Origin of the sequence: Amorphus sp. 3PC139-8 (genome assembly GCF_040750475.1) — a bacterium.
Taxonomy (GTDB): domain Bacteria; phylum Pseudomonadota; class Alphaproteobacteria; order Rhizobiales; family Amorphaceae; genus Amorphus.
This window is the reverse complement of record NZ_JABJVY010000010.1, coordinates 112457-125521: the sequence shown is the minus strand read 5'-3', so window position 1 is coordinate 125521 and position 13065 is coordinate 112457. Positions and strand designations below refer to the sequence as shown.

The 13065-nt window shown below is 63.6% G+C and carries 12 protein-coding genes; 8 read left to right on the top strand and 4 right to left on the bottom strand.

The window, feature by feature from the left end; all coding sequences use genetic code 11:
• Window positions 1–28: 28 nt before the first annotated feature.
• The 8 genes from HNS03_RS11665 to HNS03_RS11630 all read left to right on the top strand — a co-directional run bounded on the left by HNS03_RS11665 (window position 29) and on the right by HNS03_RS11630 (window position 9933).
• Entirely contained in the window at window positions 29–2089 is a 2061-nt protein-coding gene (locus HNS03_RS11665) for an ABC transporter substrate-binding protein (RefSeq protein ID WP_367195469.1), read from the top strand.
• Window positions 2090–2157: 68 nt separating this feature from the next.
• Window positions 2158–3150, top strand: coding sequence for an ABC transporter permease (locus HNS03_RS11660; protein ID WP_367195468.1), 993 nt, complete (start codon window positions 2158–2160; stop codon window positions 3148–3150).
• 4 nt (window positions 3151–3154) lie between these two features.
• Window positions 3155–4321, top strand: coding sequence for an ABC transporter permease (locus HNS03_RS11655; RefSeq protein ID WP_367195467.1), 1167 nt, complete (start codon window positions 3155–3157; stop codon window positions 4319–4321).
• 10 nt (window positions 4322–4331) lie between these two features.
• On the top strand, window positions 4332–5339 hold the full coding sequence (locus HNS03_RS11650; RefSeq protein ID WP_367195465.1) for an ABC transporter ATP-binding protein: 1008 nt from the start codon (window positions 4332–4334) through the stop codon (window positions 5337–5339).
• Window positions 5336–6430, top strand: a complete 1095-nt coding sequence (locus tag HNS03_RS11645) for an ABC transporter ATP-binding protein (RefSeq protein ID WP_367195464.1) — start codon at window positions 5336–5338, stop codon at window positions 6428–6430. Before HNS03_RS11650 ends, HNS03_RS11645 begins: the two co-directional genes overlap by 4 nt.
• A gap of 19 nt (window positions 6431–6449) precedes the next feature.
• Window positions 6450–7580 carry a TIGR03364 family FAD-dependent oxidoreductase gene (locus HNS03_RS11640; protein ID WP_367195534.1) on the top strand — a complete coding sequence of 377 codons (1131 nt, stop codon included), beginning with the start codon at window positions 6450–6452 and terminating at the stop codon, window positions 7578–7580.
• Window positions 7581–7612: 32 nt separating this feature from the next.
• A complete protein-coding gene (phnX, locus tag HNS03_RS11635) occupies window positions 7613–8410 on the top strand; it encodes a phosphonoacetaldehyde hydrolase (protein ID WP_367195462.1) in 798 nt (265 codons plus the stop codon).
• Window positions 8407–9933: an alkaline phosphatase family protein gene (locus tag HNS03_RS11630; RefSeq protein ID WP_367195461.1), complete on the top strand. Its 1527-nt coding sequence runs from the start codon at window positions 8407–8409 to the stop codon at window positions 9931–9933. Before phnX ends, HNS03_RS11630 begins: the two co-directional genes overlap by 4 nt.
• 29 nt (window positions 9934–9962) lie before the next feature.
• On the opposite strand, the gene HNS03_RS11625 is transcribed toward HNS03_RS11630, so the two are convergent.
• From HNS03_RS11625 to HNS03_RS11610, 4 genes are all read right to left on the bottom strand, one after another.
• Window positions 9963–10217 carry a bacteriocin gene (locus HNS03_RS11625; protein WP_367195459.1) on the bottom strand — a complete coding sequence of 85 codons (255 nt, stop codon included), beginning with the start codon at window positions 10215–10217 and terminating at the stop codon, window positions 9963–9965.
• 188 nt (window positions 10218–10405) lie between these two features.
• A complete protein-coding gene (locus HNS03_RS11620; RefSeq protein ID WP_367195457.1) occupies window positions 10406–10663 on the bottom strand; it encodes a bacteriocin in 258 nt (85 codons plus the stop codon).
• A 382-nt stretch (window positions 10664–11045) separates the two neighbouring features.
• Entirely contained in the window at window positions 11046–12455 is a 1410-nt protein-coding gene (gene glnA, locus HNS03_RS11615; RefSeq protein ID WP_367195456.1) for a type I glutamate--ammonia ligase, read from the bottom strand.
• 73 nt (window positions 12456–12528) lie between these two features.
• The gene (locus HNS03_RS11610) at window positions 12529–12867 is read right to left on the bottom strand and encodes a P-II family nitrogen regulator (protein WP_367195455.1); all 339 of its coding nucleotides are present in this window, start codon (window positions 12865–12867) and stop codon (window positions 12529–12531) included.
• Window positions 12868–13065 lie beyond the last annotated feature (198 nt).

Sequence of the window (13065 nt, the reverse complement as noted above, 5' to 3'; positions counted from 1 at the left end):
AAGTCATCGTGATCTCGGGAGATGCCCCATGACCCGTTCTCTGCGACTAGCCTTATGTTCCAGCGCGTCCCTGCTTTTGATGAGCGCGGCGGCTTCGGCTGCCTGTCCGACAGCGACCGTTGCCGATATGCAGGGCCTTAGCCCGGAATATCCCCAGCAGTTCGAGCTGGCGGAGTTCGAGCAAGCGGCCAACTGCGAGATGGATTTCTCCGAAAACCCACAGATCGCCGCGCTTAACGACAAGATTTTCGGCAACGACGAGCTGCCGGCTTTGGCCGAGCGCCTGCCGGAAGAGCCGCTGGTGGTCGCGCCCTACGACACGGTTGGCCAGTATGGCGGCGTGCTGACGGGTATCTCCAAGGGTACGGAATCCGGCACTTCGGATCTGCTCTCCGTCCGCCACGTCAACTTGGTGCGCTACGCCGACGACCTGAAGACGGTCGTTCCGAATGTCGCCAAGTCGTGGGATTGGAACGACGACTTCACCGCGCTGACGGTGACGCTGCGAAAGGGCCATAAATGGTCCGATGGCGAGCCCTTCACCGCCGAGGACGTGGCGTTCTGGTATAATGACCTGATCCTGAACCAGGACGTCTACGAGAAGACGCCGGACCGTTGGCTCTTTTCCGGCAAGCCGGCGACCGTGGAAGCGGTAGACGATGTCACCGTGAAGTTCACCTTTCCGGTGCCGATGCCGGGCATCCTGAACCGCTTCGCCGTCGACTACGGTCAAGCGTTCCAGCCGAAGCACTTCCTCGCGCGGTTCATGCCGAAGTACAACGAGAACGCCGATGCGCTCGCCCAGGAGCACGGCTTCGAAAACGCGGCTGCGGCGCTGAACTTCTACTATGGCGGTTCCGACTGGAAGGACGTTCCGACCCCGCTTTTGAAGGACGGCGACAAGGCCCGCGACTTCGGCCGTGCGGTGACGCCGACGCTGGAAAGCCACATCGTCGTCGAAGAGAACGCCGAGGGCCGCAAGCTCGTCGCCAATCCGTATTTCCATATGGTCGACACCGCGGGCAATCAGCTCCCGTACATCAACGAGATCGACGAGACCTATATCGGCGACAAGGAAGTCCAGAACCTCAAGATCATGAATGGCGACGTCGTTTGGAAGCAGCAGGCGCTGTTCCTGGAGGACTTCCCGCTGCTCAAGGAGAATGAGGGCAAGGGCAACTACACCATCAAGTTTGCGCCGAGCCTGGGCGAGACGGTGTTCTACGCGTTCAACCAGACCCACAAGGATCCGGTGCTGCGCGAGATTTTCATGAACCCGGACTTCAACAAGGCGATGTCGCTCGCGCTCGACCGTGACGAGATCAACGAGATCGTCTATCTGGGGCAGGGCGTGCCGAGCCAGGTTTTCCCGGCCGAGCCGCGCACCGTCTCCTTCATTTCCGAGGACATGATCAAGGCTGACACGGCCTACGATCCGGACACGGCCCGCGAGTTGCTCGGCTCCGTCGGCCTGACTGACTCCGATCGCGACGGTACGCTGGAGCGTCCCGACGGCAAGCCGCTGGTGATCCGCCTGGTCTATTCGACCCAGGGCACGCCGGCGAAGATCCCGGAGCTGGTGCGCGACTATCTCGGCGCCGTCGGCGTCCGCGTCGACCTCAAGGAGGTCACCTCCGACGAGTATCGCGCAGCTGCCAACAACAACGACCTCGACGTCATGACCTGGAAGAACGACGGCATTGCCGCGCCGGCGATCAGCCAGGACCAGACCTCGATGGTGCCGCCGTTCGGCGACTATTTCAGCCCCGGCAACGGCTTCGCCTGGGCGGCCTGGAAGACGTCGGGCGGATCTGAAGGTATCGAACCGCCGGAAGACATCAAGAAGCTCTGGCCGCTCGCCGACCAGTTCCTTCAGCAGCAGATCGGCTCGGAGGAATCCAACCGGATCGGCCGAGAGATCTCCCAGATCTACCGCGACCACTACATCAAGATCGGCCTGATCGGCGACGTGGTCGGCCCGTACGTCTACCGCAACGACCTTCAGAACGTGAAGGACCTGACGGCGAAGAGCTACGACTACTACTGGGCCTATCCCTACCGGCCGCAGCAGTGGTGGCTGCAGCAGTAGCCCGCGACGAATGAGGTCGGCCGGGGCGCATTGTCCCGGCCACCGCTTCGCCCGGTCGGAGATCCACCATGCTTCGCTTCGCGTTCGATCGCTTCGTCGGCATGATCGTGACGATGCTGCTCGTCTCCATGATGGTGTTCGTCATCATGGAGCTGCCGCCCGGCGACTATGCCGATCGTTACGCCTTCCGGAAGTTCTCCGGCACCGGCGTCAGTGTCACCGAGGCCGACGTCCAGGCGATCCGGCACGATTTCGGCCTCGATAAGCCGATGGCGCTGCGCTACGCCGACTGGATCGGCGGCATCGTCACGCGCGGCGATTTCGGCCAGGCGTTTGCCTTCGAGACTTCGGTCGTGAAGGTCATTGGCGACAAGGTCTGGCTGACGCTTGGGATCCTGGCCGCGACACTCCTGATCACCTATCTGGTCGCCATTCCGATCGGGATCTTTGCTGCGGTCCATCGCGGCTCCACCGCTGATTATGGGCTCACCGCCTTTTCCTATCTGGGTCTTGCGCTGCCGAACTTCCTGCTGGCGCTGATCATGCTCTATTTCGCCAACCGCTGGTTCGGTGCGTCGATCGGCGGGCTGTTCTCGCCGGCCTATGCGGATGCGCCCTGGTCGCTCGCCAAGCTCTGGGACCTGATCAAGCACCTTTGGCTGCCGGCGTTCGTGCTCGCCTGGTCGGCCGTTGCCTATCAGATCCAGACGGTGCGCGCGACGATGTCGGACGAGCTCAATAAGCTCTCGGTGACGGCAGCGCGGGCGCGCGGTGTGCCTGAGCTCAAGCTCCTGATCAAGTATCCGGCGCGGCTGGCGATCAATCCGGTTGCCTCGACCATCGGTTTCGACGTCAACCGGATCTTCTCCGAGCTGCCGATCGTTGCCGCCGTCCTGGGACTGACGGAACTCGGTGAACTGCTGCTGAAGGCCTATCTCGACCTCGACATGTATGTGGCCGGAGCAATCCTGCTGCTCCTGACCTTCATCATCGTGTTCATGAATTTTGTCTCCGACCTGCTGCTTGCGTGGCTCGATCCGCGCATCAAGCTCGGGAGCTAGAGCGATGGCCGTCGTCGAAGGACTCGACCCCTCCTCGTCTCGGGATCTGAAGCGGGCGGAGAAGGAGCGTCAAAAACTCCTGAAATATTATTCGGCGTCGCAGTGGACGCTGATCTGGTGGCGCTTCCGGCGGCATCGCTCGGCGATGGTCGCGGCGACCATTCTCGTGTTGATGGCCGTGCTCGGCCTGTTCGCCGAATTCGTCGCGCCGTATGGCCCGACCGCTCGCGACACGAAATATATCGACGGTCGGCCGCAGATCCCGATGTTCTGCGATGCCCACGGCTGCTCCGCCGTTCCGTTCGTGCATGGTGTGAGAACCGAGCGCGATCCGGTCACGCTTCGGGCGAAGACGGTGCCGGATCCGGATACGCGGGTCTATCTGGAGTTCTTCGCCAAGGGCGAGCCGGTCAAGCTCCTCGGGGTAATCGAGACCGACATCCATCTCTTCGGTCTCGCCGATCCCAAGGCGATGCTGCACCTCTGGGGCACTGACGATCTCGGTCGCGACGTCTTTTCCAGAACCATGTACGCGACCCGGAATTCGCTTTCGATCGGCGTGCTCGGTGTTGTCATTTCGTTCGTGCTGGCGCTCGTGATCGGCGGCATCGCCGGCTACGCGGGTGGTATGACAGACAACGTCATCCAGCGGGTCACCGAGGTGGTGCGCGTGGTCCCGATCATCCCACTCTATATGGGACTCGCCGCGGCGATGCCGAAGGAATGGTCGACGACCCAGGTCTATTTCGCAATGACCCTGATCCTCGGCCTGTTCGGCTGGCCGACGCTGGCCAGGCGCATCCGCTCGCAACTCTTGTCGATCCGCAACGAGGACTATGTGGTCGCCGCGCGGCTCGCCGGTGCAAAAGCTTCGCGCATCATCGGCCAGCACATGCTGCCGAGCTTTACCAGCTTCATCATCGTCGATCTGGTGATCTCGTTTCCCTACATGATCCTGGCCGAAACGGCGCTCTCCTTCGTGGGCCTCGGTCTACGGCCGCCGACGGTGAGTTGGGGCGTGCTTTTGCAGCAGGCCCAGAGCGTCCGGGTCATCGAGCAGACGCCGTGGTTGTTCATTCCGGCCGGCTTCGTGGTGGTGGCCGTGCTTGCCTTCACCGTCATCGGCGACGGCCTGCGCGATGCGGCCGATCCCTATTCCGAAGTCCGATGAGGGGGCGGCGATGAACAAAATGCTGACCGTCGAGGACCTGACCATTTCCTTTCGCACCGACGAGGGCGTGATCACGCCGGTGCAGAAGGTGAGCTTTGAGGTGGAGGCGGGCAAAACGCTGGGCCTCGTCGGCGAGTCGGGTTCGGGCAAGTCGGTGTCGACCAAGGCGCTGATGCGGCTCTTGCCGGGCTCGGCGGTGCTCGATCGTGCCTCGCGCATGCGCTACCGCGCAAAAGACGGCCGCGAGATCGATATCGAAAATGTGCGATCCACACGGGCGCTGCGGCGATTGAGAGGCGGGGAGATCGGCATGATCTTCCAGGAGCCAATGGCCTCGTTCAGCCCGGTCTATTCGATCGGCAACCAGATGATGGAGGCGATCCGGCTTCATCGCGGCTTGCGCGGCCGTGCGGCGCGCGCGCTCGCAATCGAGATGCTCGACAAGGTCGGGATCTCCAATCCGACGGCGCGGATCGACCAGTTTCCGCACGAGATGTCGGGCGGCATGCGCCAGCGCGCCATGATCGCGCTCGCGCTTTCCGCAGGACCCAATCTGCTGATCGCCGACGAGCCGACCACCGCGCTTGACGTAACCATTCAGGCGCAGGTCCTCGACCTGATGCGGTCGCTCCAGGACGAGCTCGGGATGGGGATGATCTTCATCACACACGATTTGGGGGTGATCGCCCAAATCGCCGACGAAATCGCGGTCATGTATCTCGGCACGATCGTGGAAAAGGGACCAACGCGGGAGGTGATCCGCAACCCGATGCATCCCTACACGGTCGGTCTTCTGGAGGCGATTCCGAGCCTCGACCGGCTGGAAGCGCGGCTGAAGCCCGTACCCGGCGACATCCCGAGCCCGAGCGAGCGACCGAGTGGCTGTGCCTTCCATCCCCGCTGCATCCAAGCGGTCTCCGGGCTCTGCGACGTACAAGCCCCGCCGGAGCGCGCCCCACGGGCTGGCCGGGCCGTTAGCTGTTGGCTGCATGCGGAAGAGGGGAGGACTGCGGCATGACGGAGACCCTGATCGAGGTGAAGAACCTCCAAGTCCGCTTCCCCGTCCGGTCCAAGAAGCTGTTTCGTACCGAAACGACGGAGTTGCGTGCCGTCGATGGGGTCTCCTTTGATATCAAGCGGGGCGAGACGGTCGGCCTGGTGGGCGAATCCGGATCCGGCAAGACGACCGTCGGTCGCGCGATCCTGCGCGCGATCGATCCCTCGGCAGGCGAGGTGATCTTCCACACCCGGAATGACGAGGTGGATGTCGCCCACATCGAGGGTGAAGAGCTCCGCAAGTTCCGCCAGCACATGAATCTGGTCTTCAAGGCCGGGCCGGTGCAGCTCTCCTCGCTCTCCGGCGACATGCTGCGCATGTTTCGCCCGCGCATGAGTCTGGTGTTTCAGGATCCGTATTCTTCGCTGAACCCGCGCATGACGGTGCGCGACATCATCGCCGAGCCGCTGGTGGCGTCGGGCATGATGAGTAACCGCGATGAGATCGATGCGCGGGTGCGCGAGATTGCGGCTCGCTGCAAACTGAACCTGGAGCATTTGAGGCGGTTTCCGCACGCCTTTTCCGGCGGCCAGCGCCAGCGCATCTGCATTGCGCGCGCGCTGGTTTCCCGGCCCGACTTCGTCGTCTGTGACGAATCCGTCTCCGCTCTCGACGTCTCGATCCAGGCAGAGATCGTCAATCTCCTGAAGGACCTTCAGGACGAGATGGGCGTCGCCTTCCTGTTCATCGCCCATGACCTTTCGGTGGTCGCCCAGATCTCGCACCGGGTGGCGGTGCTCTATGTCGGCAAGTTCGTGGAATACGCGCCGACGGAGAAGCTCTTCTTCGCGCCGCGTCATCCCTACACCCATGCGCTGCTGTCGGCCGTGCCCCGCGCCGACCCCGACGCCGACTTCGACCCGATCAAGCTCACCGGCGAGATCCCCAATCCGCTCGCCGCCCCGAGCGGGTGCCGTTTTCACACGCGCTGTCCCTATGCCAGACCCCGCTGCTCGGCGGAGGAACCCGACTGGCGGGCGCTCGACGAGGATCATTTCGTTGCTTGTCACTTCGCGGAAGAGTTCGACTTCGCTCGCCCCTCAGGGCACTGACCGCCCCGCCGAGCGCCATTTGCGTCCCGCCATCAGCTATGATCTCGCCGTCGTCGGCGCGGGCATCGTCGGCCTTGCGCATGCGCTCGCCGCCGTACGCAGCGGGAAGCGCGTGGTCGTGATCGAGCGCGATCGGCGTGCCAACGGGGCCTCGATCCGGAATTTCGGCTTCATCACGGTCACCGGCCAAGCCGCCGGCGATTGCTGGCAGATGGCGCGGCGCAGCCGGGATATCTGGATGGAGGTGGCGGAGGCGGCCGGGATCCCGGTGCTGCACAAAGGGCTCGTGGTTGCCGCCCGCCGTAGCGAGGCGGAAGCGGTGATCGAGGCGTTTCTGAAGACCGACATGGGCCACGACTGCCAGCGGCTGACCCCGTTCGAAGCGTTGCAATATGTCCCGACGCTGCGCACCGATACCGTGAAATCGGTACTCTATTCGCCCTACGAGCTGCGGGTGGAATCGAAGGATGCCGTGCCCTTGCTTGCCCGCTGGCTGGAGGAGGTCCACGGCGTGGATTTTCATTGGGGCACCCATGTTCACGCCGTCGATGCGCCGCATCTGGACACCTCCAGCGGACGGATTTCCGCGGAGACTGTGGTCGTTTGTCCCGGCGATGACTTCGCCACGCTCTATTCAGACCGGATCGCGGCCTACCGGCCGACCCGCTGCAAACTGCAAATGTTGCGCGTGCGGCCGTCGGCGCCCGTCACGCTCGGCGCAACCGTCATGTCGGATCTCAGCCTGGCGCGCTATCTCGGCTATGCGGAGCTGCCCGAGGCACAACCGCTCGCAGAGCTTCTCGACTGCGAACAGGGCGAGGAGCGTCGCAGCGGCGTCCATCTGATCGTGGTCCAGTCGGAGGATGGCTCGCTCGTGGTGGGCGATAGCCACGACTACGACGCCACGCCGGATCCGTTCGTGCCGAGCCGGGTGGGCGATCTGATCTTGGGCGAGATGGATGCGGTTCTGGATCTACCGGCGCGATCGGTGGAAGAGCGCTGGATCGGCACCTATGCCAGCGCGCCAGGCCGGTGGCGGTTCACCGATCAGCCGGACGAGGCGACCCGCATCTGCGTGGTGACCGCCGGATGCGGCGCGTCGACGGCCTTTGGAATTGCCGAAGAGACGATCGCGGATCTGTTTGGGTAAGAGCCTTTTTAGGGCATGTAAGGGAGTGAGACATGGGACGGTTCAAGGCTGTCGTGTTCGACTGGGCCGGCACGACCATTGACTGCGGCTCGTTCGCGCCGATGGGCGTGTTCGTGGAGGCGTTTGCCAAGTTCGGCGTGACAGTCACCATCCAGGAGGCGCGCGGCCCCATGGGCATGCCCAAGTGGGATCATATCGACGCAATGCTGAAGGCCCCCCGCATTGCGGCGGCATGGGAGAAAGTGCTTGGTCACGTCCCGACCGGTGCGGATGTAGATGCCGTCTACAAGGTGTTCGTGCCCATGAACGAGGAGGTGGTCGCGAACTATGCGATCCTGATTCCCGGTGCTCGCGAAGCGATCGAGACGCTCCGGCAACGAGGGCTGAAGATAGGTTCCACGACTGGCTACACCCGCTCCATCATGGAGCATGTGCTGCCTGTGGCCGCCCGGCAGGGCTACGAGCCCGACAATCTCGTCTGCGCCGACGATCTGGTGGAGGGACGGCCGGGTCCGCTCGGCATGTACAAGTGTTTCGTCGATCTCGGCGTTTATCCGCCGGACGCGGTGATCAAGGTGGACGATACGGTGCCGGGGATCGCCGAGGGCGTTGCCGCCGGCTGCCTGACCGTCGGCGTCTGCCTGACCGGCAACGAGGCTGGGCTGACGGCCGACGAACTTGCAGCCGCATCGGAGGAGACGAAGGCGGAGATTCGCGATCGGGTCGGGGCGAAGCTGAAGGCGGCCGGTGCTGACTTCGTCGTCGACAGCGTTGCCGATATTCCCGAGCTGGTCGAGCGGCTGGAGGCCGGTCGCGCGGCGGCCGAATGAAGCCGAACATCCTGTTCATCACCGCCGATCAATGGCGCGGGGACAGTCTCGGCGTTGCCGGCCACCCGGTGCTGCGCACGCCGGCGATTGATCGGCTGGCGGCGGAGGGCACTGCATTCCTACGCCATTACGCCAACGCTGCTCCCTGTTCTCCGGCCAGGGCTGTGCTCTATTCCGGTCGCTACCAGATGACGAACCGAGTTTGCCGTAACGGCACGCCACTCGACGACCGGTTCGATACGATTGCCAAAGCCGCTCGGCGCGCCGGCTACGATCCTACATTGTTCGGCTACACCGATACCGGTGCGGACCCCCGTTCGCGTGCGCCGAACGACCCGGCGCTGACGACCTATGAAAGCGTGATGCCCGGCTTCACGGTGCGCCAGGGGCTAGACGAGGCCGAACGGCCTTGGATCTCCTGGCTGAAGCGCCAGGGTGTGGAGGTCTCTGATCCGGATCTGATCCACAGGCCGCGCGATCCGGCCGCACCGGAGGTCTCGTCGGTGCCACCGGCCTATGCGGCCGAGCAGACCCAGACTGCCTTTCTGACGGAAGCCTTTCTCGATTGGCTCGGCGAGCAGGCGCCCGAGCGGCCCTGGTTCGCCCACATCTCCTTCCTCCGGCCGCATCCGCCGTTCGTCGTGCCGGAGCCCTATGCCTCGATGTACAATCCCGACGAGGGACCGGGCTTTGCGGCGTTGGGCTCACCGGACGATGAGGCGGCACTGCATCCGCTGGTCGCATTCCAGATGCAAACGGTCAGCAAGGATCATTTCATCCCGGGTGCTGGGGGGCTGGTGCGCGACTGGAGCGAAGCTGAGCGGCGCGCGATTCGCGCGATCTATTGGGGTATGATCGGCGAGGTCGACGCCCAGCTTGGTCGCATCTTCGACGCGCTGAAGGCGGCCGGGACCTGGGACGAGACGGTGGTGCTGTTCACCTCCGACCATGCCGAGCTGATGGGCGACCATCACTTGTTCGGCAAGGGCGGCTTCTTCGAGGGCTCCTACCACATCCCGTTGGTGGTCCGGATGCCGGGCGGGACGGCGGGGCGCGCTGTGGAGAGCTTCACAGAGGCGGTAGACCTCTTCCCGACACTCTGCGCACTGATGGGGACCGAACCTGCGGAGGCGGTAGACGGGCGTTCGCTTGTGCCGTTTCTGACCGGTGACCAGCCGGTGCGCTGGCGCGACCACGCCTTTATAGAGTTCGATTTCCGCGATGTGGTCGGGCAGATGGCGGAGGCCCGATTCGGGCTCTCGTCACGAGAGTGCAACCTCGCGATCCTCCGCGACCGGGATGTCAAGTACGTCCACTTCGCAGATCTGCCGCCGCTTCTCTTCGATCTCGCGGCCGATCCGGCAGAGACGCGCAACGTTGCCGACGATCCCGCCTATCGCGATCTCAGGCTTCACTGCGCGGAGCGGCTGCTTGCGCACCGCGCAGCACATCTGGACCAGACGTTGGCACTTTCGGCGCTGACGAAAGACGGTGTCGTATGGCGGAGGGAGTGGCCCGAATAGGGAGGGCCACAACTATAGGCAGCTATAAGCTACGGGCAGCGAACCGGGTTGCCGTAGTAGTCGCGGCAGGCTTTCGGGGCCGTCGCGCCGCCAAGAATCGCGCCCGCGGCGCCGCCGATGATGCCGCCGGCCAAGGCCGCGCCCCCGGTTCCGGCCGCAGCGCCTGCGATCACGGCCCCTGTGCCGGCCCCGACCGCACCGCCCACCAGGGCCCGATCACGGGTCGAATTGGCACTGCAGGCGGCAAGGCCAAGCGCAATCGCGGCGACGAGGACGAACTTCATCGGATTCCCTTCTTTTTAAAATGCCGGTGACCAGTGCGGCACCTCTTTCGCTCATAGAGACGTGAATGGTTCTTCCCGGCAAGTGATTTTCGACAATGCTATGCCGCGTAGCTTGCACGAGGCCGACAAAAAAAGCCGGCCGTCCCGAACGACGACCGGCTCCAAAAAGTGAAATTGGCTGTACACCGTTACGGGCAAGCCACCGCACGGCCATAGCGATCGCGGCAGGCTTTCGGCGTGGTCGCCGCGCCGGCGAGGGCCCCGGCACCTGCACCGATCGCGCCACCCGCCAGTGCCGCTCCCGTCGAGCCTCCGGCCGCAGCACCAATCGCGGCGCCCGACGCGCCACCGATCGCACCGCCGGCGAGCGCGCGGTCGCTCGAGGAATAGGGGCTGCAGGCGGCAAGACTACCCGCAACAAAGGCGAGGATGACCAGGACTCTCATGCTTCTCTCCTCCGGTCGAGCGGCGCCGCGAGACTGTCCTACGCGGGCCAATAGCTACGAACATGATGGGTTCCATTCGGAGAACCGCATCCGGCCGGAGAGAGTTCCATAGGCGGAGAACAGATTCGTTGCCGACACGGCCCTGCGAAAGTGCGTACAGACAGAGGAGGACCGGTTCGGGTCCCAAAATGTCTCGCACCAAAAAAAGCCCCGGCACAAGGGCCGGGGCTTCCTCTGGAGTGACGCGGCCCGGTATGAAGCCGGGCTTCGCGCTTTCGCAAGAAGCAACGCGGGAAGACAGACACGCAGGACCGCCGCGACCGCGAAACCTAACCTCCTGCCGGGACCGAGATGTTTCTGTCCCGGCAGAATCTCGGTCTGATTAGACCGAGTAGTACATGTCGAACTCGACCGGATGCGGCATGTGCTCGAACCGGATCACTTCCTCCATCTTGAGCTCGATGTAGGCGTCGATCTGGTCATCGTCCATCACGCCGCCGGCCTTGAGATAATCGCGGTCGGCGTCGAGCGACTCCAGCGCTTCACGCAGGCTGGCGCAGACGGTCGGAATCTCTTTGAGCTCCTCCGGCGGCAGGTCGTAGAGGTTCTTGTCCATCGCGTCGCCGGGATGGATCTTGTTCTTGATGCCGTCGAGGCCGGCCATCAGCATGGAGGTGTAGGCCAGATAGGGGTTCGCCGACGGATCCGGGAAGCGGACTTCGACGCGCTTGGCCTTCGGCGAGGAGCCGAACGGGATGCGGCAGGACGCCGACCGGTTGCGCGCGGAATAGGCGAGCAACACCGGCGCCTCATAGCCTGGGACCAGACGCTTGTAGGAGTTGGTCGACGGGTTGGTGAAGGCGTTGATCGACTTGGCGTGCTTCAGGATGCCGCCGATGTAGAACAGGCACTCTTCCGACAGGTCGGCGTAGAGGTTGCCGGCGAACACCGGCTTGCCTTCCTTCCAGATCGACTGATGGCAGTGCATGCCCGTGCCGTTGTCTCCGAACACCGGCTTCGGCATGAAGGTCGCGGTCTTGCCGTAGGCGTTGGCGACCTGATGCACCACGTACTTGTAGATCTGCATGTGGTCGGCGACGAGCGTCATCGGCGCGAACTTCAGGCCGAGCTCGTGCTGGGCGGCGGCCACCTCGTGGTGGTGCTTTTCGACGGAGACGCCCATTTCGGCCATCACCGACAGCATCTCGGAGCGCATGTCCTGGGCGCTATCGATCGGCGGAACCGGGAAGTAGCCGCCCTTGGTGCGCGGACGGTGACCGAGGTTGCCGGTCTCGTACTCGGTGCCCATGTTGGACGGCAGCTCGATGGAATCGATCTGGAAGCCTGTGTCGTAGGGCTCGGTGACGAAGCGGACGTCGTCGAACACGAAGAACTCGGCTTCCGGGCCGAAGAACACGCTGTCGCCAACGCCGGTGGTCTTCACGTAGGCTTCGGCTTTCTTCGCGGTCGTGCGCGGATCGCGGTTGTAGGCCTCGCCGGTGACGGGATCGAGGATGTCGCAGAAGATCGACATGGTCGTCTGCGCGAAGAACGGGTCGATATGCGCGGTCTCCGGGTCGGGCATCAGCGTCATGTCGGACTCGTTGATCGCCTTCCAGCCAGCGATCGACGAACCGTCGAACATCACGCCGTCGGCGAACATGTCTTCGTCGACCACGGCGATGTCCATCGTGACGTGCTGCAGCTTGCCGCGCGGGTCGGAGAAGCGCAAGTCAAGGAACTTAACGTCTTTGTCCTTGATCGTCTGCAAGACGTCTTGGGCTGTGCTCATGAAATCATCCTCAGATTTTTTGGATTGTTACCTGGGTGGTGGAACACGGAGGAGGAGGCGGACTCGAGGGGGCTCAGATCGCGTCGAGGCCGGTCTCGCCGGTGCGGATGCGGATCGCATCCTCGACGTTGGATACGAAAATCTTGCCGTCGCCGATGCGTCCCGTTTGGGCCGCATTGCGGATCGAATCCACAGCCTTCTCGACTAGTTCGTCGGCAAGCACGATCTCTACTTTGACCTTCGGCAGGAAGTCGACCACGTACTCCGCCCCGCGATAGAGCTCGGTATGGCCTTTCTGGCGTCCGAAGCCCTTGGCTTCGGTGACGGTGATTCCCTGCAGGCCAACCTCTTGGAGCGCCTCTTTTACCTCATCGAGCTTGAACGGCTTGATGATCGCTTCGATCTTCTTCATCGCCTCTCTTTCCGCGGCTCCAACTGAAATCGGCCGTTGCCGATCCCCAGACGCTATAGCATGGGCCGTGCCACCTTGGCGCAACCCTGACGATACTCGACAATTCGCCGCAAACGCTTCGAAACACGCCGCGAGCGCGCCAGATCATGGCACATCCGCGTGACAATCGCGCGCTTCTCCTTCGGGCGTCCGGCCACC